Source organism: Euzebyella marina, assembly GCF_003687485.1.
Classification (GTDB): Bacteria; Bacteroidota; Bacteroidia; order Flavobacteriales; family Flavobacteriaceae; genus Euzebyella; species Euzebyella marina.
Window position 1 is genome coordinate 1,727,262 of sequence record NZ_CP032050.1, and the last position, 25,136, is coordinate 1,752,397.

Here is a 25,136-nt window from a genome sequence, read left to right on the forward strand (position 1 = left end):
CTTAGTTGACTGATTTTCGCTTTTTGATGTTATAAATTATCCTCGAGAAATATCACCCGAGCCAGAAGTCTTTGTATCAACTTTTTTAGGGTTACCTCTGTAGCTGATATCTCCTGAACCTGAAACTCTAGCTTTTAATGATTCTTTGGCGGTAATCTTGATATCGGCAGAGCCCGAAATGGTCGCTTCTACGTGTTCAGCTTCCAAATCATAGGCTTTAATGTCACCAGACCCGGAAATAGTTGCCTCAAAGCTGCTTGTCGAGCCGCTAAGAGTGATGTCACCTGACCCTGACATGGCAGCGGTTATCGAGTTAGCCTCTAGATCTAAAGTGATATCGCCCGATCCTGACATAGCCGTTTTAAAGTTGTTGGTCTTGATTGTCTTTTTACCTACGATATCGCCCGATCCCGAGAGACTTACAGCGTCTATACTTTCTACCGGAACGGTTATTCTTATTCCATTGCTGTTTTTAGAAGGTTTTAAATTCATTCCTTTTTCAGCACGAATCGCCAATTTACCATTGTTTACCTCTGTAATGATGTGTTTCAATAAGTTTTGATCGCCTTTAATTGTGAGTTCGCCTTCTTTGCCATTGACAAGGTCGATATCGAACCAGCCCGATACCGATAGGGCATCATAGTCTTGTAGGTTTCTGTTTTCGGTGGTCACATTTCCATCTCCTTTAACTACACGGCCCCATTGCGCCGAACAAGAAATGGTTACTGATACTAATAAAATTAATAATGTTGCTTTTTTCATGATGATTGATGTTTTTCTGTCTAAGACAGAGGTTGATAATTAGTTTTTAAAGAATGTAATGCCACCGTAATCACTGGTAACGGAAACATTTTTACCGTTAGATACTGATCCATAATGACCTTTGTAATATTTGCTGTTGTTCTTTTCTTCGCTAATTTGAATGTCAAAATCATCTTTGCCACTAACTCCTGCATATGAAGTTCGTATTTCGAAATTGAATGCGTATTGTGGATGATACCCAATCTTGACCCCCGTATAATCTGTTTTTATTAATAGGTTGCCGGCGTCTTCTGCCATTTGGTCAATTTTTAAAGAACCATAATCTGCAGTAATATCTAGATTGCCGTGTACGGTACCGATCTGAACATTGATGTAATCTCCGCGGCCGTAAATATTATTGGCCTCGCCTACTTGAATTTTTCCGTAATCACTGGAGTATTCAAGGTTTTGCATGCTTTCTATTTCTGAATTGGTATAATCGGCATTAATGACCAAATCACCCGCTTTTTCGATTTTAAACCCGGAATAATCCGCTGAAATTTTAGCACTATTGACATAGCCAAAACTTGAGTTTGAGGTGTAATCAAAATTCAATTGATTTTGTCTACCTCTTAGTTCCCCAATATCTAACCTACCGTAATCACAATTGATTTTGGCATGTCCATCGACCCTATCAAGTATGATACTTCCGTAGTCGTTATCTAAGTTAATATTGCTTTTGATGGGTAATTTAATGGTGTAATCGACTTGCATATTAACATTGTTCTTTTTTCCCCAGTTCCATCCCCAACTACTATTATCATTGTTGAAGTTCGTCTTCGCCGATACCTCGTTACGGCTGGCCTCAAAATTCACATCGATTTCATTGAGCTTTTGAATGACCCTTTCTTCATTATTTCCGTTGGTCTTGATATGTACCTCAATGATAATCTTGTTTTCATTCCAAGAGGTAAGGTTTAGGTTTCCATAGCTGTTATTTACACGTAACAACACATCAGAATTGACGTCGAATTCCTTTTTAATGGTTTTTTCTTTGGTATGTTTTCCCCTAAAATCTCCATTATTGGCAGAAATGAGGACAGGAGCCAAGAGTAGGAGCAATGTCAAAAACTTATATGGTAGTATTCTTTTCATAATCTTTTGAATTTTTAATGTTTTCAATTTTATCGAGAACATCTTGCAATAAATCTATTCTGGTTTGAAAATTAGTGATCATGGCACTAAGAATTAGTTTGCTATCACCCCCATTTATAAGGTCTTGTGTAAGCTTCTTATGGTCTCTTTCGAGCTTTGTCAATTGGGAGAGCGCATCATCTACTAGTTTTTTGGTCTCGGGCGAACTCAAGTCTTTAAGCTCGTTGGTCTGCTGCTCAATTAGATTGGCAAAGTAAAATTCCGTTTGAGAGACTTCAGGTGAAATTTCGGCCACTTTCTCTTCTACGCTCGGGTCGGTACTGAAAAATAGAACCGATAAGGTACCGACCAATAACAAAGAGGCTGCTATACCAATGGGTTTCCACCAATTATTTTTTGGTCGATCGAATGGTACCGTACCTGCTCTTGAATTCAGTTTTTCGATAAATCGACTTTGATGTTCACCAAAAGGCTCTTGATCATCAAATTGACCTTCTAACCGAGCGAAAAGTTCGTCTATTTCATCTTTTTTCATATCAAGCACAAATCAGTTTGTTTCTTAAGCTTTCTTTGGCCCTAGAAATAGTAGTGCGGCAATTAGCATAGCTAATGTTCATAATCTTACTTATTTCTTCATAATCATAACCTTCGATAAGATGTAAGGTCAAAGAAATTCTGTAATTGTCTTTCAATTTGTTCATGGTCTCCATCACTTTTTGAGCCTTAAGTTCAGTTACGCCATGTGAATCGAAATTAACTTCATCATTATCTTCGACCCTGTACATCACATCTTCAATTGCAACTTCGTTCTTTTTTAATTGCTTTTTGTAGTGGTAGATACTGTTGTTGATTACAATTCGCTTTAACCAAGCGCCGAATGCGACTTCACCTTTGAAAGTATGCAGCTTCGTAAACGCGTTTAAAAACGATTCTTGCATAATGTCTTCAGCTTCATCGGTCTTCTTGACTATTCTTAGCGATGTATTGTACATAGCTTTATAATAGCGGTTGTAGACCTCTATTTGGGCGCTTTGTTTGCCTTGCAGGCACCATTTTAATAAAACATCAATATGTTCCCTTTTGTGGCTCAAAAAGTGGATGGTTTGTAGTAAAGATGTATGAAGATAACTTTTGTTACAGTTTGTTCGAAAAAAAGTAATGAATACGGTTTTTCATGATTGGCATAACAATTGTCTTAACTGGTAAGCAATAAAGCCCCCGATAATGCGATTATTAATCTACACGGGGCTTTTCAACGTTTATAAACAATTGAATAAATTAGGATTTCTGTTCAGATAATGACAGAATGACTGGAAATGATATTATGGGAGATTCTAAATTTTCAAATTTTGACAATATGTCGTTACACGGTATCGATGAAGATGCTGAATTAATACCCTTGTTGACACCCGAGGATGAAGAGGAAATGAACAATGAGGTTTTGCCTGAAACATTGCCTATTCTTCCATTGAGAAATACGGTTTTGTTTCCTGGGGTAGTGATACCCATTACTGCTGGGCGCGATACCTCAATCAATTTAATAAAAGACGCTAATAACGGTTCGAAAGTCATCGGTGTGGTTTCACAGAAAGATGAGGCAACCGAAAATCCTACCCCAGGCGATGTGAACGTTTTGGGCACAGTAGCCAGAATATTGAGAGTTCTTAAAATGCCCGATGGTAATACCACGGTGATACTACAAGGGAAAAAGAGATTCGAGATTGCCGAAGTACTGACCGAAAAGCCATATATGACCGCTACGGTTAGAGAGGTGACCGAAAATAGGGAAGATCAGCAGAGCCAAGAGTTTTTGGCCATTATAGAATCGATTAAAGAGCTTGCTTTAAAAATCATTCGCGATAATCCGAATATACCAAGTGAGGCTTCCTTTGCCATCAAAAATATTCAGAGCAATTCTTTTCTGATCAACTTTGTTTCTTCAAACCTTAATTTAGATGTAAAGGAGAAACAAGAGCTTTTAGAGATTAATAGTCTAAAAGATAGGGCTCTGGCCACGTTGAAATATATGAACCTTGAGCTCCAAAAATTAGAGCTGAAGAATGATATACAGTCAAAGGTCAGAAATGATTTAGATCAGCAACAAAGAGAATACTTCTTGCACCAACAGATGAAGACCATTCAAGAAGAGTTGGGTGGTGTGTCTCATGATGACGAGTTGTTGGAAATGCGCGAGAAGGCCAAGAAAAAGAAGTGGAGCAAAAAGGTGGGCGAGCACTTTGAAAAAGAGTTGGCCAAAATGCAGCGAATGAATCCGCAGGTGGCCGAGTATTCCATCCAAAGAAATTATTTAGACCTTTTTCTTGACTTGCCATGGAACGATTTCTCAAAAGATAAGTTTGATCTAAAAAGGGCACAAAGAATTCTTGACAGAGATCATTACGGACTTGAAGATGTCAAAAAAAGAATCATAGAATATTTGGCAGTCCTGAAGTTGAGAAACGATATGAAGTCTCCGATACTTTGTCTTTACGGGCCTCCTGGCGTGGGTAAAACTTCATTGGGCAAGTCTGTGGCTGAGGCTCTAGGAAGGGAGTATGTGCGCATGTCACTCGGCGGTTTAAGGGATGAGGCAGAAATACGAGGACATCGAAAAACCTACATTGGGGCGATGCCCGGTAGAATTGTACAGAGTATTAAAAAGGCGGGAACCTCAAACCCTGTATTTATACTCGACGAAATTGACAAACTGTCTAGCAGTCATCAAGGGGATCCTTCTTCGGCCATGTTGGAAGTTCTAGACCCAGAACAGAACAGTGAGTTTTATGATAATTTCTTGGAGATGGGATATGACCTCTCAAAAGTAATGTTCATAGCCACTGCCAATAATTTAAGTACAATTCAGCCTGCGCTTAGAGACCGTATGGAAATTATAAATGTCACGGGTTACACCATTGAGGAAAAGGTAGAAATAGCCAAAAGACATTTGTTGCCGAAGCAATTAAAAGAGCATGGTCTTTCGGCCAAAGATTTAAAAATAGGTAAACCGCAACTTGAAAAGATTGTAGAGGGATATACCCGTGAATCTGGGGTTCGTAGTCTTGAAAAGCAAATCGCCAAAATGGTGCGCTATGCCGCTACCAATATAGCGACCGAGGAAGAGTATGAAGTGAAAGTTTCCAATGAGATTGTTGAAAAAGTGCTGGGGCCAGCCCGTTTGGAGAGGGATAAGTACGAAAATAACGATGTTGCCGGGGTGGTAACAGGTTTGGCATGGACGAGTGTTGGAGGTGATATTCTCTTCATCGAATCCATTTTATCGAAAGGTAAGGGAGCACTGAATGTTACCGGTAATCTCGGTAAGGTGATGAAAGAGTCCGCTACCATTGCCTTGGAATATATAAAATCAAATGCCGATAGGTTTGGTATCGATTTTGGAGTTTTTGAAAAATATAATGTTCATATTCACGTACCGGAAGGGGCTACACCAAAAGACGGGCCAAGTGCTGGTATAACTATGCTTACGTCATTGGTTTCGTTGTTCACGCAGAGGAAAGTAAAGAAAAGCCTAGCCATGACAGGTGAGATTACTTTACGCGGTAAAGTGCTTCCTGTGGGTGGTATCAAAGAAAAAATATTGGCTGCCAAAAGAGCAAGAATTAAAGAAATTATTCTTTGTAAGGATAACGAGAAAGATATTCTTGAAATAAAAAAGGAGTATCTTAAGGGTCTAAAATTTCATTACGTAACCGATATGCACGAAGTAATCGATATTGCGATTACTAGTCAAAAAGTCAAGAACGCGAAATCCCTTTAATGCAAAAAATAGCAATTGCAATCGATGGTTTCTCCTCAACAGGAAAAAGTACGCTTGCTAAACAGTTGGCCAAAGCCTTAAACTATAAATACATAGACACTGGTGCTATGTACAGAGCGGTAACCTTGTTTGCCATGCGTAACGGTTTCATTGCCGAGGGTAAAGATAATTTGGGTGCTTTAGTTAAGCTTTTACCGACCATCCGGTTAAATTTTGTTCCAAATGAAGAGTTGGGTTTCTCTGAAATCTATTTGAACGGCGAAAATGTAGAAAACGAAATTAGAACCTTGCAAGTTTCTAGATTTGTCAGTAGGGTTGCAGAGTTGGAGCAGGTGCGCCATAAACTGGTAGAGCTTCAAAAAGCAATGGGAAAGGAAAAGGGCATTGTTATGGATGGCCGCGATATAGGTACGGTAGTGTTTCCCGACGCGGAACTAAAGGTTTTTATGACCGCTTCAACTCAAGCGAGGGCTACCCGTAGATATAAAGAACTGCTTGATAGGGGCGATAATGTTTCATATGAAGAGGTTCTTGAGAATGTTCAAAAAAGAGACTTTATAGATTCCAATAGAGAGTTTTCGCCGCTGCGAAAAGCTGATGATGCCATAGAATTTGATAACAGTGATATGGGACTGCAAGAGCAATTTGAGCGATTACATAGTATAGCACTGCGATGTCTTGAAAAAGTACAATGAAAAAAGGCCTTCATATGAAGGCCTTTTTATGTGTTATTCCCAGAATGTTATAGATTCGGAATGACCAATTCTTGATCAGGATGAATAACATCAGGGTTTTTAAGAATATTGGTATTCGCAGCGAATATCTGCTTGTATTTCATTGGGTCACCGTAATACTTTTTGGCGATTTTACTAAGCGATTCTCCACTTTTTACAGTGTGTCTCGCATAAACAGATGTGTCGCCCACAGTAATGTTAGCCTTAATATCACTTGGGTTTTCCCCACCGATTTCCTTTATTTTATCCCAAAGCAAATTTTTCTCATACTGGGTGCCTGCCTCTCCCTTTACTTTTAAAATGCCGCTTTCTTCCCATACATCGCCATTTTTAACTCCCAGTTTCTCACCTAGGTCTAAAACAGGTTGGTATTTTGCTTTTACGCTCATGATGTTCAATTTTTTAATGGTTAATATTCTGTGTTCAAGATAGCGATATTTGGCCTATGCTCGGTCAAAAACATGAATTTTCCGAGTTTTTCTGCAACCACTTAAAAATAAGGTTGGTTAAGTCAGTTTAAAGGTGTATTTTTGCACACCTTTTTTACAAAGAAATCAAGAGGAAAAGGAAAGCGAAAAGATAAACTTATAACATCTTCTGCGATAATTGTTTAACTCTTGTGAATTCGTAGAATACAAATTTTAATCAGCACATGGCTGAAGAAAAAAACACAGTTGAGGTAGAAGAAACTGCCGCAGCACAACAAGAAGCGAAAAAGGAAGTGCCACAACAAGATCCTCAAGAATTTTTGGAGAATTTTGATTGGGAGAAGTATGAAGAGGGTATTGAGAGAGTAGATGATTCCAAATTGGAGGAGTTCGAAAAGTTGGTAGCCGAAAACTTCGTAGACACTGCCGATGAAGAAGTAGTTGAAGGTAAGGTGGTTTATTTGACCGACCGTGAGGCAATTATTGATATTAACGCCAAATCTGAAGGTGTTATCTCATTGAACGAATTCAGGTATAATCCTGATTTGAAGGTGGGAGATAAAGTTGAAGTGTTAATTGACATTCGTGAAGACAAGAGTGGTCAATTGGTACTTTCTCACAGAAAGGCAAGAACTATCATGGCTTGGGATCGTGTAAACGCTGCCCATGACAAAGAAGAAATCGTTAGCGGTTTTGTTAAGTGTAGAACCAAAGGTGGTATGATCGTAGATGTATTCGGCATCGAGGCGTTCTTGCCAGGTTCTCAAATCGATGTGAAGCCAATTCGCGATTACGATCAATATGTTGGCAAGACTATGGAGTTCAAAGTGGTTAAGATCAACCATGAATTCAAGAACGTAGTTGTTTCGCATAAAGCCCTTATCGAGGCCGATATCGAAGAGCAGAAGAAAGAAATCATTAGCCAGTTAGAGAAAGGCCAAGTATTAGAGGGTGTTGTTAAGAACATTACTTCTTACGGTGTCTTTGTTGATTTAGGAGGTGTTGACGGTTTGGTACACATTACCGACCTTTCTTGGAGCCGTATCAACCATCCGAACGAGGTTGTTGAGCTTGATCAGAAAATCAACGTTGTTATTCTTGACTTCGATGAGAACAAGTCTCGAATCCAATTGGGTATGAAGCAATTGGAGAAACATCCGTGGGATGCTCTTAGCGACGAAATCAAAATTGGCGATAAAGTTAAAGGTAAAGTAGTTGTTATTGCTGACTACGGTGCGTTTATCGAAGTAGTTGAAGGTGTAGAAGGTTTGATTCACGTTTCTGAAATGTCTTGGTCTACCCATTTACGCTCTGCACAAGATTTCGTTAACGTTGGTGACGAAGTTGAGGCTGTAGTATTGACCTTGGATAGAGAAGATCGTAAGATGTCTCTTGGTATCAAGCAATTGACTCCAGACCCATGGACTGATATTACTTCTAAGTACCCTGTAGGTTCTAGACATAAAGGTATCGTTAGAAACTTCACCAATTTCGGAGTGTTCGTAGAAATGGAAGAAGGTATCGACGGTTTGATCTATATCTCTGATCTTTCATGGACTAAGAAAATCAAGCACCCATCAGAATTTGTGAGTGTTGGTGATACAATGGAAGTTGAAGTTCTTGAATTGGATGTTGAAGGACGTAAGTTGAGCTTAGGTCACAAACAGACTACCGAAAATCCTTGGGATAAATACGAAAAGGAATTCGCTGAAGGAACAGTTCATAAAGCAGCCATTACCGATGTAGTCGATAAAGGTGCTACTATTGAATTCAACGAAGACATTACGGCTTTTGTACCGCAACGTCATATGGAGAAAGAAGATGGTTCTAAACTTGGTAAAGGTGAAGAGGCCGAATTCAGAATCATTGAGTTCAACAAAGACTTCAAACGAGTGGTTGCTAGTCATACAGCGATTTTCCGTGAAGAAGAGCAACGTAACATCAAAGCTGCACAGAAAAAAGCTGCCGCTGCTGCTGAAGAATCTAAGCCTACCTTAGGTGATGCAAATGAGGCACTTCAAGCTTTGAAAGACAAAATGGAAGCTGGTAAGAAATAAGTTTCGATTTTATAAATTCAAAAGCCCTGTCGTTTATTCGGCAGGGCTTTTTTATTGATGGGTGTATTGTGAATATCTTCCGTAATTGTCATGCAACGAAACAGTTAAATGGTTCCTTTTTTACAAATTGACAAACATTATCGGTTTTAAGTAATATTCCCTATTTTTGTTGAGCTAAACCAATAGGGCAGTATGAGTCAAAAAGTACTTCTTTCCGCAAAGGAAATCAACATCATACTACACCGTTTGGCCTGTCAACTTCTAGAAAACCATCTCGATTTTAAAGAAACTGTGTTAATTGGCATTCAGCCGAGAGGTATTTTTTTGGCCGACCGTTTGACTAAACTTTTGAAAGAAGAGTATGGGGTCAAGCATATTGATTTAGGCTTTCTCGATATTACATTTTACAGAGATGATTTTAGAAGGGGGGATAAACCTTTAGAGGCCAATAAGACAAAAATTGACTTTTTGGTCGAGGATAAAAAAGTGGTTTTTATTGATGATGTTCTTTATACCGGTAGGAGTATAAGGGCTGCTTTGACTGCCATACAGTCTTTTGGCAGGCCTTCTGAAATTGAGCTTTTAACGCTAATAGATAGAAGATTTAGCCGACATCTACCGATTCAGCCCAATTACCGTGGGCGACAAGTTGATGCCATAAATAACGAAAAGGTAAAGGTTCACTGGAAAGAAAATGAAGGTGAAGATGTTATATATCTTATAAATAAATAATAATGAGCGAGTTAAGTGTAAAGCACTTATTGGGTATTAAATATCTGAACGAAAAAGATATTCAGCTCATTTTTGAGACAGCAGACCATTTTAAAGAAGTAATAAATAGGTCTATAAAAAAGGTACCTTCTTTAAGGGATATTACTATTGCAAATATTTTTTTCGAGAACAGCACCCGTACGAAGCTGTCTTTTGAGTTGGCCGAAAAAAGATTGTCGGCTGATGTGATTAATTTCTCTGCCGGGCAATCATCGGTTAAGAAAGGTGAAACTCTTATTGACACCGTCAATAACATTCTGTCGATGAAAGTTGATATGGTGGTAATGCGGCATCCAAATCCCGGGGCGGGTATTTTCCTGTCAAAACATGTAAAGGCATCGATAGTTAATGCGGGTGACGGGGCCCATGAGCACCCGACCCAAGCACTGCTCGACTCTTATTCCATTAGGGAAAAACTTGGTGATGTTGGTGGAAAAAACGTTGTAATTGTGGGTGATATTCTTCATTCGCGAGTGGCACTTAGCAATATATTTGCGTTGAAGCTGCAAGGAGCGAACGTGAAAGTATGCGGACCAAGAACTTTGCTTCCCAAATACATCGAATCTCTGGGGGTCGGTGTTGAAACCGATCTGAGAAAGGCTTTGAACTGGTGTGATGTGGCAAACATGCTACGCATTCAAAATGAACGTCTTGATATAAGTTATTTTCCTACTACAAGGGAATATACCCAGCAATTCGGCGTCAATAAGAAGTTGCTTGATAGTTTAGATAAAAAAATAGTGATAATGCACCCTGGCCCGATTAATAGGGGTGTTGAGATTACTACCGATGTGGCCGATTCTCAGCAATCGATAATTTTAAATCAAGTTGAGAACGGTGTAGCCATTCGTATGGCAGTAATTTATCTTTTAGCTTCTAAAATTAAATAACCTAGTTATGATTTTTGATTCTGATGGTTCAACTACTATTGTTTTTCAGGAAAAAACGACTCTATCTACTTTTCTGAATAATTTGAACGAGGCTTACCCGAAAATAAAGAACGAGCATATTATTGTCAATTTGTTTTCATTTTCAAAATTGAAAGCAGACGATGTGCTCGAATTTTTACAATTATCAGATTTACATAAGAAGAGTAACAAATCATTTGTTTTGGTGACCGATAAAGTGTCTTACGACGATGTACCCGATAAGATTTGCGTGGTACCGACTATTCAAGAAGCACACGATATTATTGAGATGGAAGAAATAGAAAGAGATCTCGAACTATGAGTGAATACCATTTGGCGCAGGTAAATATTGCAAGGGTTTTAGAACCTTTGGATAGTCCGGTTATGGAAGGTTTTGTCAATAATCTAGATAGGATTAATGGCATTGCAGAGGCTAGTCCGGGGTTTGTATGGCGCTTAAAGGGCGATGATAACAATGCTACTGCGTTGAGGGTCTTTGAAGATGATTTTCTAATCATTAATATGAGTGTTTGGGAATCTAAGGAAGCTCTTTTTAATTTCACCTATGCCTCTCAGCATGCCGGTGTTCTGCGACGAAAGAAAGAGTGGTTTCAGCAAATGGTCGATAGGCACATGTGCCTCTGGTATGTAGAAAAAGGAGTAGAGCCTAGTCCGGAAGAAGCTAAACAACGGTTGAAATACCTAAACGAGCACGGCGAAACACCCTATGCATTTAGTTTTAAGGGGAAATTTACCGCTGAAGAGTCTTTAAACTACAAGCCAGAGAGTTAATGAAGTTAAATATTCTTGGTTGCTATGCCGCTACCCCTCGCACCCTTACCAACCCCACCTCTCAGGTGTTGGAAATAAAAAATCATCTTTTTTTGATTGATTGTGGTGAGGGAACCCAAGTGCAGCTTCGCAAGAACAGAATTAAATTCTCAAGAATAGACCACATTTTCATATCCCATTTGCACGGGGACCATTTCTTTGGTTTACCAGGTCTCATTTCCACCTTGCGACTTTTGGGAAGAGAGAAAGAACTTCATGTCTATGGCCCTAAAGGAATTAAAGAAGGCATCACGCTAATGCTCAAATTAGGTGACTCATGGACCAATTTTCCTTTGCTCTTTCACGAGCTATCGTCTAAAATTCCTGAAGTGGTATTTGAAGATGATAATGTGAGTGTAGAAACCATTCCTTTAGATCATAGAATTTATACCAATGGTTTTCTCTTTAGGGAAAAGGAAGGTGAGCGTAAGCTGAACATTCAATCGGTAGCCAAATTTAAAATCGACAAGGCCTATTTCAGAAACATCAAAAAAGGGAAAGATGTTACTGCCGAAGATGGTACCATTATCCCCAACAAGCTTTTAACCATTGACCCGCCAGCACCAAAAAGCTATGCTTTTTGTAGCGATACGGCCTATAGACCTGAAATAGTACCTCAAATAAAAGAAGTTGATGCCCTTTATCACGAATCTACCTTTCTTCAGTCAGAGGAGCATCTCACCACTAAAACAAAACATGCCACGGCCAAAGAGGCGGCTACTATCGCTAAATCGGCAGACGTAGGCGCCTTAGTGTTGGGCCACTATTCCACAAGGTATAAAACCATTGATTTTTTCAAGAAAGAGGCCGAAGAAATTTTTCCGAATGTTCATTTGGCAGACGACGGAAAAGTTTTTGAGTTTTAGAAGAAAATCACTTTCGAGTTCCTGTTCTTTTGCTGAACTTTGGTAAACGGTATATAAACCTTTGACCATGCAGAAAGATTTAGGAAATTATCGCAAATCTTACGAGAAAAACGAACTGACCAAAGAGGTGGTTCCCAATGAGCCTATGGAGCTTTTTCAGCAATGGTTCATTGAGACGGAGAAACAAGGCGGTGTCGAAGAACCCAATGCAATGACCTTGTCGACCATTGGGCTCGATGGTTTTCCGAAGAGTAGGGTGGTGCTCTTAAAAGAATTTACCGATGAGGGCTTCGTGTTCTATACAAATTATGAGAGCGAAAAAGGAGTAGCGATTGCTGAGAATAGCCATGTGTGCCTTTCGTTCTTTTGGCCTAATTTAGAAAGACAGGTGATTATTAAAGGTGTGGCCAACAAAGTTGATGCCTCAACTTCTGATGAGTATTTTGATTCTAGACCTACGGGTAGCAAGCTTGGCGCGTTGGCCAGTGATCAAAGTACAGTCATACCTTCTAGGGAGTTTTTGGAGGAACGGCTGGCCCATCTTGAGGAAGAGTTTAAAGATAAGAAAGTACAAAGACCTTTACATTGGGGAGGTTATTTGGTTGAACCTGTTGAAATAGAGTTTTGGCAGGGAAGACCCAATAGATTGCACGACCGCATAAGATATCGCCCAGCCGAAAATGGCTTATGGACGGTAGAGCGATTGGCTCCGTAGAGCATTAAATAGTACAGGTATTAAATTGGGTTGTATTTAAACTATATGAATATGAAAAACTTGATTTTGGTCCGTCATGGTAAGTCGTCTTGGGATTACTCAGTGAGTGATAAAGACCGGCCTTTAAAAGAACGCGGTATTAATGATGCCCTATTGGTGTCGGAGGCTTTCTATAAAAAGAAGGTTGATATAGATGCCGTTTTCTCAAGTCCGGCAAATCGCGCTCTACATACTTGCATGATTTTTTTAAGGCAGCTAAAGTTTCCTTTTTCTGATTTTAGGGTCGAAAAGAATCTATATGATTTTTCCGGGGATTCTGATTTAGAGTTTATAAAAAGCCTTGACGATAACTTGTCTACCATTATGGTTTTCGGGCATAACCATGCGTTTACCCATCTTGCCAATTCCTTAGGAAATAGCTATATTGACAACGTTCCTACAAGTGGATTGGTACATTTACAATTTGACGTTGCACAATGGAAATCCATTTCAAAGGGAACCACTATTCAAACAATTTTTCCGAAAGATTATAGATAAATGATTAAAACAAGACCTAGGTATATTAATAGGGAAATCAGTTGGTTACGTTTCAATGAACGAGTTTTACAAGAATGTGAAGATAAAAATGTTCCCTTAATCGAGAGGTTGCGTTTCTTGGGTATATTCTCAAATAACCTAGATGAATTCTTTAAGGTTCGTTATGCTACTGTAAAACGCATTTTCGAGGCAGGAAAGTCAGGTAAAAGCGTTTTAGGGGGTGAAAAGGCAAAAGACCTGTTGGTAGAGATAACGAAAATAGTAATCGACCAGCAGAGAAAAAGTGTTGAGATTCTAAAGAAAATAGAGAAAGAACTTGAAGAACAAGATGTTTATCTTCTAAACGAAAGAGAGCTTTCTGAATCGCAAGGGGCATTTGTGAAAAAGTATTTTTTGCAAAAGGTGAGTCCGCAATTGATGACCATCATATTAAGTGATTTTGCAGAATTTCCAATGCTTAAGGATACGGCCGCTTATCTGGCCGTTAAGATGATTCTCAGGAGTGATGATCGTACCAAAAGTACCTATGAAAAAAGGGAAAAAAGATATGCTCTAATCGAAATACCAAAAGGAATCAATCGCTTTATAGTATTGCCGAAAGAAGGCGATAAGAATTTTATCATTATTCTAGATGATGTGATTCGTTATTGCTTGGATAGCGTTTTTCCGATGTTCGATTATAAATCGATCACTTCCCATATGATCAAGATTACGCGAGATGCCGAACTTGACATTGATAATGACCTGAGCAAAAGTTTCATCGAAAAAATTAGTTCAAGTGTAGAGCACCGAAAAATCGGTGATCCTGTAAGGTTTGTTTACGACAAGAGTATTGAGAGAGATACGCTGGAATTTTTGAAGGATAAAATGCAAATTGAAGATGCAGATAGCGTCATTCCTGGAGGTAGGTATCATAATAAACGTGATTACATGGGGTTTCCCAGTCTTGGTAGAGATGACCTGATGTATGACAAGATTACACCTCTGCCTGTTAAAGGCCTGAATCTTGAGGGAAGCCTTTTAGAGAAAATTGCCGAGAAAGATTACTTACAGTACACGCCCTACCATACGTTTTCATACGTTCTCAAATTTTTAAGGGAAGCGGCTTTAGACCCGAAGGTAAAAAGCATAAAAATTACGGTTTATCGCTTGGCCGATAACTCTCAGGTAGCAGCTTGTTTATCAAATGCCGTTAAAAATGGCAAACAGGTTACGCTTCAAATTGAATTGAGGGCTCGCTTTGATGAGCAGGCCAATATTAAGTATGCGGAAGAATTGCAGGCAGAAGGCGTAAAATTGATTTTTGGGGTGCCAGGTTTAAAGGTACACAGTAAGATATGCCTAATAGAGCGCGAAGAGAATGAAGAAATTAAGAGATACGGATTTATAAGTACCGGTAATTTTAACGAGTCAACTGCTCGAATTTATACCGATTACACTCTTTTTACGGCGAATGAGCCAATCTTGAAAGAGCTGAACAAAGTATTTGATTTCTTTGAGACCACTTATAAAATCAATAAGTACAAGCATTTAATTGTGTCGCCTCATTATACCAAGAGTTTCTTTAAGAAACTGATTGATAAAGAGATAGCCAATGCAAAAGCGGGCAAAGAGGCGTATATCAGAATCAAGATGAACAGTTTTACCTCTTATAAGATGGTTGACAAACTTTATGAGGCCAGTAATGCCGGTGTAAAGGTTCAATTGATTGTTAGAGGTATTTGTTGTTTGATTCCGGGCATTGAGGGTATGAGTGAGAATATCGAGGCCATCAGCGTGGTGGATAAGTTTCTTGAACATCCTCGGTTGTTTATTTTCTGTAACGGAGGTGATCCTAAGGTATATATCTCTTCTGCAGATTTTATGACCCGAAATATTGAAAATAGGGTAGAAGTGGGTTGTCCTATTTATGATGAGGATATCAAGCAGGAACTTATCGATACATTCAATATTTCATGGAATGATAATGTCAAGGCCAGAGTTTTCGATGAAGAGCAGAAAAACCTTTATCGCAAGAACGACAAACCGAAAATAAGGTCTCAGTTTGCACTTTATGATTATTACCGTGATAAACTAGGTATCGGAGATAATATTGATGAAGGTATCAATATGTGAATGAGATATTTTATGAAAGCTTCACGGTTGGGCAGAAGAATTTTTAATATCAGCCGTGAATGGTTTCTTTCGTTCCGAGATCTTTCATGATTTTGGCCTCGTACTCTAAAAGATCGCTCCATTTTTGGTCTACCTCTTCTCGCTTGCCAAATTTTCGGGCAAACTTGAGAAACATAGTATAGTGATTGGCTTCGCTGACCATGAGTTTATGATAAAACTCGGCCAAATCTCTGTCCTCCAGCTGCTCGGAAAGTAACCTAAAACGTTCACAGCTTCTTGCTTCGATTAAGGCGGCGTATAATAATCGATGTACCAAGTGAGTGTTTCTACTGCCTCCTTTAGGGAAGAATTTCATTAAGGCAATTACATATTCGTCCTTTCTTTCCCTGCCTAAAGTTTGCCCTCTTTTTACAATTCTATCATGTACCATTTTAAAATGGCCCATCTCTTCACGTGAAAGAGCGATCATTTCATCTACCAAATCGGTATATTCCGGAAAACTGATAATCAGTGAAATTGCCGTACTCGCAGCTTTTTGTTCGCAATACGCGTGATCGGTAAGAATTTCGTCAATATTTTTTTCGACAATATTGACCCATCTTGGGTCGGTAGGAAGCTTCAAGCCGAGCATAAATCTTAATTTTTTGTAAAATTAATAAGTTTCTTTAGAATGCACGGTGAGAATTGCACAAGTTTCCCTTTGGAATAATTAGATTTGTAGTTAGTTGTTTTTTTACGAATTTCTTAAAAAGACAACGCCAAAAACCAAAAGTCGAAACCAAAAACATGAGTTCTAACCTAATTGAACAAGAGCTTCAATTGCTCTTGAAAAATAATTTGGATTCTGAAGCCTATGCTTGGCTTCAATCCAAAATAGAAAAAATACTCTCTTCCAATTCGACCAAAGACCTATATCTAACTTATAGCCTGCTAGCCGGTAAAGTAAATGCCAAATCTATATTGGCTATTGAAGCATCACCTGAAATAGGTGATTACCTCATGGTTCAAAAAGCAAATTTGCTTGAAATAGCTAGAATCTATCTTTTGGTAAAGGTTTTAAATGAGAATGCCGAATTTTTTGAGCCTAAGGTCGCTAACCTTATTCAGGTAGCCGACACCAGTGAGCTGGTAACATTTTTGAAATTCATGGTGCTTTTACCAAATGCCGAGAAGTATAAAAATGTTGCTGTCGAAGCACTTCGCACGAATATAGCAACCGTTTTTGAGGCGGTTAGTATGGGTAATCCGTATCCCGCAAAGTATTTCAATGACCAACAGTGGAACCAGATGTATTTGAAAGCCGCATTCATGCAGCTTGATCTTTCGAAAATTCTGGATGTCGATACAAGAGCCAATAAAGATTTGGCAAGAATCATTTCTGATTATGCCCATGAGCGTTGGGCCGCTTCTCGAGATATTGATCCTTTATTCTGGAGACCTGTTACAAATTATGTAGATGAAAACATTTTAGGCGATGTGAAGAGACTGTTGGATAGTGAAAAAGATTCGGAAAACAAGGCAGGTGCCTTATGCTGTTATTTTTCCTCTAACGGTGGCGCAAAATCACTACTGGCAAATTACCCTCAACTTAACGACCAAGTGGCCAAAGGTGCCATTACTTGGAATAATGTAATATGATGATTATGGAAGATAAAATGATGATAATCGACCCCCATGTGCATATGACATCGAGAACGACCGATGATTATGAGGCAATGGCCGCAGCAGGGGTAGTGGCAATAATAGAACCTTCTTTTTGGATGGGGCAACCTAGAACACAGGTCGGCTCTTTTCAAGATTATTTTAGCAGTCTGGTGGGCTGGGAAAGGTTTCGGGCCAGCCAGTTCGGCATACAACATTATTGCACGATAGGGCTGAACTCTAAGGAGGCTAATAATGAAGCCTTAGCTGAAGAGGTAATAGAGCTTTTACCGTTGTACCTGCACAAAGAAAATGTGGTCGCCATCGGTGAAATTGGGTATGATGACCAAACACCTGCTGAAGATAAATACTTTCGAATGCAGCTAGAAATGGCCAAGGAATTGGATATGGTCGTGCAGGTTCACACCCCTCATCGTGATAAAAAGGCAGGTACCATAAAAAGTATGGAAGTATGCCTTGAGCATGGTCTTGACCCCTCAAAGGTCATTATCGACCATAACAATGAAGAAACGGTAAAAGATGTACTTGACCGTGGTTTTGTTGCCGCTTTTACTATTTATCCAAAAACGAAAATGGGCAATGAACGAATGGTAGAGGTGGTCAAAAAGTTTGGAAGCACCAATATCATAGTTGATAGTTCAGCTGATTGGGGCGTAAGTGATCCGTTAGCTGTTCCAAAAACGGCCTCTTTAATGTTAAAAAGGGGTATTGCCAAAGAAGATGTGGTGAAAACATGTTATCAAAACGCCTTGGATGTCTTCGGATACAATGGAAAAATGAAGGAAGAAGATTGGTTAAACCCCAAAGGTATCAATCAAGCACAGCTATTTAATGATAATAGTGTGCTTAGAGGGCAAGAGCCTCGAGTAGATGCAGACCAAATTAAGTAATGAATAAGGTTGTTCTGGGGTACGCCCGTTTGGCAAGACCGGCAAATTTACCTACGGCTGCGGCCGATATTTTTGCCGGTGTTGCCATTGGTCAGGCATTTATTGGTGAAATAGGGCTTACAGATTTTTCGACCTCATTCTGGATTGAGTTTGTGTGTCTTGTTTTCGCTTCGGTTTTTCTATATGCCGGGGGTGTCATACTCAATGACGTATTTGATTATAAATTGGATAAGGTTGAGCGTCCTGAACGCCCGATACCTAGTGGCGTGGTGTCCTTGAGAAATGCCTCTTTGTATGGTTCTTTGGCAATGTTGATTGGGCTTGCCTTGGCCTATTCGGTTTCTTTCCTGTCCGGTCATATTGCATTGGTTTTGGCGCTCACGATTGTACTCTATGACGCGGTAGCAAAGAAAAATGGATTTTTTGGCCCATTGGTTATGGGGTTGTGCCGCGGATTGAATCTCATACTCGGTATATCCATTCTGGCTAACTTTGAGTTTGTCTGGTTGGCGGTGATTCCTGTTGTTTACATTTTTGCCATTACGCTAATAAGTAGAGGTGAAGTGCATGGTAAGAACAAAGGCCATATCATATTGGCCGGTGTATTGTATGCATTGGTGATTATGGCGTTATTGGCGGTATCTTTTTGGTATACGCAAACATTTTGGGTTACGTTATTGTATATAGCATTTTTTGCTTTTATGGTATTTCGGCCTTTATATAAAGCTTATATGGACAATTCTCCTAAAAATATAAAGGGAGCGGTCATGGCCGGAGTCATATCTTTGATTATACTCGATGCTTCTATTGGGGCAACATTTTCGTATTGGTGGTATGGACTGGTCATATTGGCCTTGCTACCTATTTCGAAAAGTCTTGCGAAACTGTTTGCAGTTACGTAAGTATTTAAATTTTGATGATGATAAAAACGATTGAACAGAATTTTGAAGTGGCCTATCGCTATAGGCTATTTTTTACAGAAGGCGTATTTCAGACTGATAATTCACTCTTTGAAAGCCTGATTAAGGAATATAAAGATGAGCCGGTCAAATTATTGTTCGTTGTAGACAATGGCGTGGTAGAGGCGCATCCGAATTTATTAAAAGAGATAGATACTTACTGTAAGCAATTCTCACAAAACTTGGTACATACCCATAGTTTGGTAGTTCAGGGTGGTGAAGCATGTAAAAACGGTGAGAAGTATGTAAATCAAATACTCGACGGAATCAATGATTACGCTATTTGTAGGCATTCTTTTGTGGTGGTCATTGGCGGAGGAGCCGTTATTGATATGGCTGGATATGCCGCGGCAATAGCACACAGGGGAGTAAAATTGATTCGTATTCCGACTACGGTATTGTCGCAAAACGATTCGGCAGTGGGTGTTAAGAATAGCATCAATTTCTTCGGAAAAAAGAATTTCGTAGGTACGTTCGCGCCACCGTTTGCTATCATAAATGATTCTCTGTTTCTAAAGACATTGGAGCAACGTGACTGGATTTCCGGCGTGGCCGAAGCCCTGAAAGTGGCGCTTATCAAAGATGTTGATTTCTTTAAATATATCGAGGATAATGGTCTCGCTTTGAGTGAGCGAAATATGGAGGTCATGCAATACACCATTTACAAGTGTGCCGAGATGCATATGCAGCATATAGCCAAAGGGGGTGATCCTTTCGAAAGTGGGTCTTCAAGGCCTTTGGATTTCGGCCATTGGTCTGCCCATAAACTCGAGCAAATGACCAACTATGAATTACGCCATGGTGAAGCGGTGGCTAAGGGCATCGTACTAGACGTGGCCTATTCTTACCTTACCGGATTGATATCTGAAAGTGATTTTAATCGTGTGGTGTCTGTATTTCAGAGCATTGGGTTCGATTTGCGTTTTCCAATTAGTACAGAAGATGAAATTGACAGACTTCTAAAAGGTATTCAAGAGTTTAGGGAGCACTTGGGCGGTAAATTGACCATAACACTTATTTCAGCCTTGGGCGAGAAACATGATGTTCATGAAATTGATGAAGCCCTTATGAAAAAGGCCCTAAATTTGGTTAACGAAATCTCCGAATCAAAAGCAGTTTAGCATTGTATATAAAAGAAAATTTACAGCTTACCTATTGTACCAACGTTCATCCCGGCTCCAATTGGGATACTACTTTCAAGAGTATTGAGCGTCACGTACCTGAGATAAAGAAAGAAGTTTGTAGCCATAGACCTTTTGGTTTAGGCCTTAGATTATCCAACATAGCCAGTGAAGAACTTGGTATTGAGGGTAAATTACTTCAATTTAAAAAATGGCTTGACGATCAAGGAGTATACGTGTTTACGATGAACGGCTTCCCTTACGGAAACTTTCATAATGAACGGGTGAAAGACGATGTGCATACTCCTGATTGGACCAAGGTAGAGCGTCTTACGTACACCAAGCGACTTTTTGACCAGTTATTGATATTACTTCCAGAGGGATTATCCGGGGGAATATCAACCTCACCCATTAGTTATAAATATTGGCATAAAACACCTGAAGAAACCGACAAGGCATTTCAAAAGGGTGCTCAGCATCTCTTAGAAGTGGTGGTTCACTTAAGGGATATAGAACAAAGACAAGGCACTTATTTACATCTCGATATAGAACCAGAACCTGACGGGTTGATGGAGAACAGTGATGAGGTAGTTAAATTTTTTGCCGATTACTTGATTCCGTTAGCTAAATCATATTTGACTGATAAGTTAGCAATCGATGAAAGTGAGGCTGTTCGATTAGTGCACAGGCATATTACTGTTTGCTATGACATTTGCCATTTTTCACTGGCTTTTGAAGAGCCTCAAGAAACTTTTGAGAAATTAGAAAAGTCCGGTATTAAGATTGGTAAAATACAGGTAAGTGCTGCGTTGAAGATTATATCTGATGAGCACAATAATGAAAAGATATGGAAGGCCCTATCGCAGTTCGATGAGCCTGTTTACCTGCATCAAGTGACTGAGAGAATAGACGGAAGGGTTAAGACCTATAGCGATTTACCTGAGGTGTTAGAAGAAAGAAAACCTTTTGAAGAATTGAGGGCACATTTTCACGTTCCTATTTTTCTTGAAAGTTTTGGAGAGTTGTATTCCACCCAAGACCATATTGTCAAGGTCATTGATTATATAAAAGGGAATGCTGTTTCCGAGCATCTAGAAATTGAAACCTACACTTGGGACGTACTCCCGCCTGCTCTAAAGAGAGATTTAAATGAATCTATCGTTAGGGAATTGAAGTGGTTCTTAGAAAAGTACAACTAAATGAAGAAAACAGTTGTCATAAATGTAGTTGGTCTTACACAACGGTTGATTGGTGAGCATACTCCCTTTTTGGAGGCTTTTCTAAAAAATGGGAGGTCCGCCCATATCGATCCGGTGGTTCCAGCGGTGACCTGTACGGCGCAAGCTACCTATCTGACGGGAAAAACACCCTCGGAACATGGTATTGTGGCCAACGGATGGTATTTTAAAGATGAATGCGAGGTAAAGTTTTGGAAACAATCGAACAAGCTGATTGAATCTGAAAAAATTTGGGATAAACTTAAATCGATAGATCCGCATTTTACCTGTGCCAACCTTTTTTGGTGGTATAATATGTACTCGAATGCCGATTATGGTGTAACGCCCAGGCCTAATTATTTGGCCGATGGTCGTAAGATTCCAGATTGTTATTCCCATCCGGCAGAATTGAGAGATACATTACAAGATGAATTGGGTACCTTTCCTTTATTTCATTTCTGGGGACCCAAGACTTCCATAAAATCTAGCCAATGGATAGCGGATGCCGCTATTAGAACCGATCAACTTCACGATCCTACTTTATCATTGGTCTATTTGCCTCATTTAGATTATAACCTTCAGCGTCACGGTCATGATTTCAAAAAGATTAAGAAAGATTTGAATGAAATCGACGCGGTAGTAAAAAAGCTGGTAAATCATTTTAAAGAGCGTAATGCGCAAGTTATTATTCTTTCGGAATATGGGATAACCGATGTTGATAACCCGATTCACTTGAATAGAATTTTAAGGTCTAAGGGGTATATTTCAGTACGAGTTGAAAGAGGTCTGGAGCTTTTGGATGCAGGAGCGAGTAAGGCTTTTGCCGTGGCCGACCATCAAATCGCGCATATCTATTTGAATGACCAATCTGTAAAACAGGAAGTGAAGACGCTATTAGAGTCTATAACTGGTGTTGAAAAAGTACTTACCGGTGAAGAAATTGCTGCTCATGGTTTGGCCCATGAACGCGCAGGTGATATAGTCGTGATAGCCGGACCATCTTCATGGTTCACGTATTATTTCTGGCTTGATGATGCTAAAGCTCCTGATTATGCCCGAATGGTCGATATTCATAAGAAGCCAGGCTATGATCCAGTAGAAATGCTCACCAATCCTAAAGACAAACTGGTGATGTTAAAAGTGGCATGGAAGCTTCTAAAGAAAAAAATGGGTTTTAGAACCGTGTTGGATATTATTCCGCTTGACGCAAACTTAGTAAAAGGTTCTCATGGCCGGGTACCTGAAGACAAAGCCGACTTTCCTATATTTATTTCAGATAATCCAAGTTCGGTTTTTGAAAAAGAAATCAAGGCAACTGATGTTTTTTCTATTTTGGAGAAGCATATTACCGAAGAAATATGAACAGGTTATTTAAAATTATAGGTGTTGTATTTGCAATTCTCTGCCTTTGGGCAGCGTATTTGCAATATAACGACCCTGATGCTTTTCTGTGGTACATTATTTACGGCTTGGCCGCTATTGGCTCCCTTCTTTTTGCCTATGGAAAATTGAACTTTATGTTCTCTATTATTCTAAGTTTTCTTTATTTGTTGGCTACGGTTTTTCTTTGGCCCGATCAGTTTGAAGGTTTTACCATTGGTGAAGGTGATATTGAAAACATTGAAAGGGGTCGTGAAGCGGTAGGTATGTTAATTGTAGCGACGGTATTTCTAATTTTTTCGTTGAGGCTACGATTTCAAAAAAATAATTAGACCAAATTACAGATCAAGGTCAAAAGTTTGGCGTAGCAAATCTATCGCCGGATTCTTTTCCCTTAGTTTTTCATATTTCTCTTCAGGGGTAAAGGCAAACTTTTTCGCTGTTTCCTCATTGACCGAAATCTTAAGTTCAATAAAATAGTTATCGAGGTTCGACTTTAAATATTCCATTAGGTCATATTGCTCTCGCTCGATTTCCTTTTTCATGGTACTATTTGGTAGTTCTATCCAAATAGTGGTTTCGTTTATAAGTTTAGGTACATCGGTATTGAGATTTGAAGCTAGAATTTTCCGTCCTTTGGCATCAATTTCCTTTACAAAATCGTTCCAATGCATTAGCATGTCCTCTTCTGAAAATGCAGTTTTTGGCAATTTGCTTAGGTCAACGCTAACATCTTTACGATTGTTTTCGTGTTCTTTTTTTGTCTTTAAACTCGAAATTGAAAGTGCCGATACCCTTTTTTTGGCAATGTCAAGTTTTAGTTTCTTCGCTTCTTCCGATAACTCCGGTTGCGCTTTTTCTTTCTTTATTTCAGGTTCGGCAATTTGAGAACGAATAGGTTGATTATGCTTATATGAAGAATTAGCTTTTTCTTCCCTTGGTACGTTCGTTTCGTCATCAGAATTAGAAAGAACAGTATTGGCAGTCTCAGGTTCTATTTCGGCAACCGTTTCTTTCGGTGAAACCTCACTTACAGTACTAGTGGGGTCAGATTTCGTGCTTTTCTTCGACCGGTAATAACTTGCCGGCGCTATCGTATTGATAGCAGCAGAAGAATCTAAGTTGCTGCTAGAGTTTTTTTTTTCGGCATCAAAATCTATTGATGCCAGTTTCATTAAGGTAAGTTCGACCAAGAGGCGTTGATTTCTACTGGTCTTATATTTTAAATCGCAATCATTGGCCAAATCAAGAGCCCTTAATAAAAAGGAATTTGATGTTTTTTTAGACTGTTCAAGGTAATTCTTTTTGGCGCCGTCACCTACTTCTAAAAGATTGATGGTGTCTTGATGTTGGCATACCATCAAATCTCTAAAATGCGAAGCGAGACCGGTAATAAAATGATGTCCATCGAAACCAAAAGATAATGTCTTATTGTACAATAACAACAAGGCTGGTATATCATGGTTCAATATTAAATCGGTTGCTTCGAAATAGGTATCGTAGTCTAACACGTTGAGGTTTTCGGTAACTGCCTTACGTGTAAGGTCTTTACCCGAAAAACTGACAACGCGATCAAAAATCGATAAGGCATCGCGCATGGCACCATCGGCTTTTTGTGCGATAATATGCAATGCATCTTCCTCAGCGTTAATACCTTGGTTCTCGGCAATATACTTTAGATATTCCGCAGCATCTTTGACCGTAATTCTTTTGAAATCGAAGATTTGACAACGAGAAAGAATCGTTGGAATGATTTTGTGTTTCTCAGTGGTCGCCAGTATAAAAATAGCATGCTTTGGTGGCTCTTCAAGTGTTTTAAGAAAAGCATTAAAAGCGGACTGAGATAGCATATGCACCTCATCAATAATGTAAACTTTGTATTTACCTATTTGAGGAGGAATGCGAACTTGGTCAATTAGATTGCGAATATCATCGACCGAATTGTTAGATGCCGCATCGAGCTCAAAAATATTGAAGGCAAAATCTTCATCTTCACTTTCGGTACCGTCTTGATTGATTTTTTTTGCCAAAATACGGGCGCAAGTGGTTTTGCCCACACCTCTTGGGCCACAAAACAGAAGCGCTTGGGCCAAATGGTTGTTATCAATGGCATTAGTAAGGGTGTTGGTAATTGCCTGTTGACCTACAACATCTTTAAAGGTTTGGGGCCTATATTTTCTTGCCGAAACTATAAAATGTTCCAATCCGGTACTTTTTCTAAATTCAATAGTAATCAATACAAATATAAAAATAGGTGGTGTTCAATTGGTCTAT

General features: G+C 39.3%; 25 protein-coding genes. 18 read left to right on the forward strand and 7 right to left on the reverse strand.

The genetic code is table 11. The annotated features are described in order from the left end of the window. Positions 1-36: 36 nt before the first annotated feature. The 4 genes from D1013_RS07085 to D1013_RS07100 are packed head-to-tail and all read right to left on the reverse strand — an operon-like array spanning position 37 to position 2,987. Positions 37-762, reverse strand: a complete 726-nt coding sequence (locus D1013_RS07085; RefSeq protein WP_121848196.1) for a head GIN domain-containing protein — start codon at positions 760-762, stop codon at positions 37-39. Positions 763-801: 39 nt separating this feature from the next. Beyond that, on the reverse strand, positions 802-1,896 hold the full coding sequence (locus D1013_RS07090) for a hypothetical protein (protein ID WP_121848197.1): 1,095 nt from the start codon (positions 1,894-1,896) through the stop codon (positions 802-804). Beyond that, positions 1,874-2,431 (reverse strand): hypothetical protein, encoded by a 558-nt coding sequence (locus D1013_RS07095; RefSeq protein WP_121848198.1) that lies wholly within the window; start codon positions 2,429-2,431, stop codon positions 1,874-1,876. Before D1013_RS07095 ends, D1013_RS07090 begins: the two co-directional genes overlap by 23 nt. Position 2,432: 1 nt before the next feature. Continuing rightward, the gene (locus tag D1013_RS07100; RefSeq protein WP_121848199.1) at positions 2,433-2,987 is read right to left on the reverse strand and encodes an RNA polymerase sigma factor; all 555 of its coding nucleotides are present in this window, start codon (positions 2,985-2,987) and stop codon (positions 2,433-2,435) included. Between the two features lie 233 nt (positions 2,988-3,220). On the opposite strand from D1013_RS07100, the gene lon reads away from it, so the two are divergent. Both lon and cmk read left to right on the forward strand, forming a co-directional pair. Continuing rightward, positions 3,221-5,671 (forward strand): endopeptidase La, encoded by a 2,451-nt coding sequence (gene lon / locus D1013_RS07105; protein ID WP_121850646.1) that lies wholly within the window; start codon positions 3,221-3,223, stop codon positions 5,669-5,671. Then, the gene (cmk, locus tag D1013_RS07110; protein ID WP_121848200.1) at positions 5,671-6,366 is read left to right on the forward strand and encodes a (d)CMP kinase; all 696 of its coding nucleotides are present in this window, start codon (positions 5,671-5,673) and stop codon (positions 6,364-6,366) included. The genes lon and cmk overlap by 1 nt, the downstream gene beginning before the upstream one ends. A 47-nt stretch (positions 6,367-6,413) precedes the next feature. Here the strand turns inward: cmk and D1013_RS07115 are convergent, their stop codons facing one another. Further along, entirely contained in the window at positions 6,414-6,794 is a 381-nt protein-coding gene (locus D1013_RS07115; protein WP_121848201.1) for a LysM peptidoglycan-binding domain-containing protein, read from the reverse strand. A gap of 263 nt (positions 6,795-7,057) precedes the next feature. Between D1013_RS07115 and rpsA the strand changes: the two genes are divergently transcribed. The 9 genes from rpsA (at position 7,058) to ppk1 (ending at position 15,633) form a co-directional block, all read left to right on the forward strand. Further along, positions 7,058-8,890, forward strand: a complete 1,833-nt coding sequence (rpsA, locus tag D1013_RS07120) for a 30S ribosomal protein S1 (RefSeq protein WP_121848202.1) — start codon at positions 7,058-7,060, stop codon at positions 8,888-8,890. A 192-nt stretch (positions 8,891-9,082) separates the two neighbouring features. Continuing rightward, entirely contained in the window at positions 9,083-9,622 is a 540-nt protein-coding gene (gene pyrR, locus D1013_RS07125; protein ID WP_121848203.1) for a bifunctional pyr operon transcriptional regulator/uracil phosphoribosyltransferase PyrR, read from the forward strand. 2 nt (positions 9,623-9,624) lie between these two features. Next, the gene (locus tag D1013_RS07130; protein ID WP_121848204.1) at positions 9,625-10,551 is read left to right on the forward strand and encodes an aspartate carbamoyltransferase catalytic subunit; all 927 of its coding nucleotides are present in this window, start codon (positions 9,625-9,627) and stop codon (positions 10,549-10,551) included. A 7-nt stretch (positions 10,552-10,558) separates the two neighbouring features. Then, positions 10,559-10,891, forward strand: a complete 333-nt coding sequence (locus tag D1013_RS07135; protein ID WP_121848205.1) for a ribonuclease Z — start codon at positions 10,559-10,561, stop codon at positions 10,889-10,891. Further along, positions 10,888-11,361, forward strand: a complete 474-nt coding sequence (locus D1013_RS07140; RefSeq protein ID WP_121848206.1) for a DUF3291 domain-containing protein — start codon at positions 10,888-10,890, stop codon at positions 11,359-11,361. Before D1013_RS07135 ends, D1013_RS07140 begins: the two co-directional genes overlap by 4 nt. Next, entirely contained in the window at positions 11,361-12,266 is a 906-nt protein-coding gene (locus D1013_RS07145) for a ribonuclease Z (protein ID WP_121848207.1), read from the forward strand. Before D1013_RS07140 ends, D1013_RS07145 begins: the two co-directional genes overlap by 1 nt. 67 nt (positions 12,267-12,333) lie before the next feature. Further along, the gene (gene pdxH, locus D1013_RS07150) at positions 12,334-12,981 is read left to right on the forward strand and encodes a pyridoxamine 5'-phosphate oxidase (RefSeq protein ID WP_121848208.1); all 648 of its coding nucleotides are present in this window, start codon (positions 12,334-12,336) and stop codon (positions 12,979-12,981) included. A gap of 51 nt (positions 12,982-13,032) precedes the next feature. Beyond that, a complete protein-coding gene (locus D1013_RS07155) occupies positions 13,033-13,518 on the forward strand; it encodes a SixA phosphatase family protein (protein ID WP_121850647.1) in 486 nt (161 codons plus the stop codon). Next, positions 13,519-15,633 carry a polyphosphate kinase 1 gene (gene ppk1 / locus D1013_RS07160; RefSeq protein WP_121848209.1) on the forward strand — a complete coding sequence of 705 codons (2,115 nt, stop codon included), beginning with the start codon at positions 13,519-13,521 and terminating at the stop codon, positions 15,631-15,633. Between the two features lie 49 nt (positions 15,634-15,682). On the opposite strand, the gene miaE is transcribed toward ppk1, so the two are convergent. Then, on the reverse strand, positions 15,683-16,264 hold the full coding sequence (gene miaE / locus D1013_RS07165; protein ID WP_121848210.1) for a MiaE family protein: 582 nt from the start codon (positions 16,262-16,264) through the stop codon (positions 15,683-15,685). A gap of 155 nt (positions 16,265-16,419) precedes the next feature. Here miaE and D1013_RS07170 point away from each other — a divergent pair, with 155 nt between their 5' ends. From D1013_RS07170 to D1013_RS07200, 7 genes are read left to right on the forward strand one after another with little or no spacing between them, the layout of a single operon-like run. Further along, entirely contained in the window at positions 16,420-17,271 is an 852-nt protein-coding gene (locus tag D1013_RS07170; RefSeq protein WP_121850648.1) for an EboA domain-containing protein, read from the forward strand. A gap of 5 nt (positions 17,272-17,276) precedes the next feature. Further along, positions 17,277-18,185 (forward strand): TatD family hydrolase, encoded by a 909-nt coding sequence (locus D1013_RS07175; protein WP_121850649.1) that lies wholly within the window; start codon positions 17,277-17,279, stop codon positions 18,183-18,185. Beyond that, a complete protein-coding gene (gene eboC / locus D1013_RS07180; RefSeq protein ID WP_121848211.1) occupies positions 18,185-19,087 on the forward strand; it encodes a UbiA-like protein EboC in 903 nt (300 codons plus the stop codon). The genes D1013_RS07175 and eboC overlap by 1 nt, the downstream gene beginning before the upstream one ends. A gap of 14 nt (positions 19,088-19,101) precedes the next feature. Next, on the forward strand, positions 19,102-20,265 hold the full coding sequence (locus tag D1013_RS07185; protein ID WP_121848212.1) for a 3-dehydroquinate synthase: 1,164 nt from the start codon (positions 19,102-19,104) through the stop codon (positions 20,263-20,265). A 2-nt stretch (positions 20,266-20,267) separates the two neighbouring features. Then, positions 20,268-21,464: a metabolite traffic protein EboE gene (gene eboE / locus D1013_RS07190; RefSeq protein ID WP_121848213.1), complete on the forward strand. Its 1,197-nt coding sequence runs from the start codon at positions 20,268-20,270 to the stop codon at positions 21,462-21,464. After that, a complete protein-coding gene (locus D1013_RS07195) occupies positions 21,465-22,844 on the forward strand; it encodes an alkaline phosphatase family protein (protein ID WP_121848214.1) in 1,380 nt (459 codons plus the stop codon). Then, positions 22,841-23,194, forward strand: a complete 354-nt coding sequence (locus D1013_RS07200; RefSeq protein WP_121848215.1) for a transmembrane 220 family protein — start codon at positions 22,841-22,843, stop codon at positions 23,192-23,194. Before D1013_RS07195 ends, D1013_RS07200 begins: the two co-directional genes overlap by 4 nt. A gap of 6 nt (positions 23,195-23,200) precedes the next feature. Here D1013_RS07200 and D1013_RS07205 read toward each other — a convergent pair whose 3' ends face one another. Continuing rightward, entirely contained in the window at positions 23,201-25,066 is a 1,866-nt protein-coding gene (locus D1013_RS07205) for a DNA polymerase III subunit gamma/tau (protein WP_121850650.1), read from the reverse strand. Positions 25,067-25,136 lie beyond the last annotated feature (70 nt).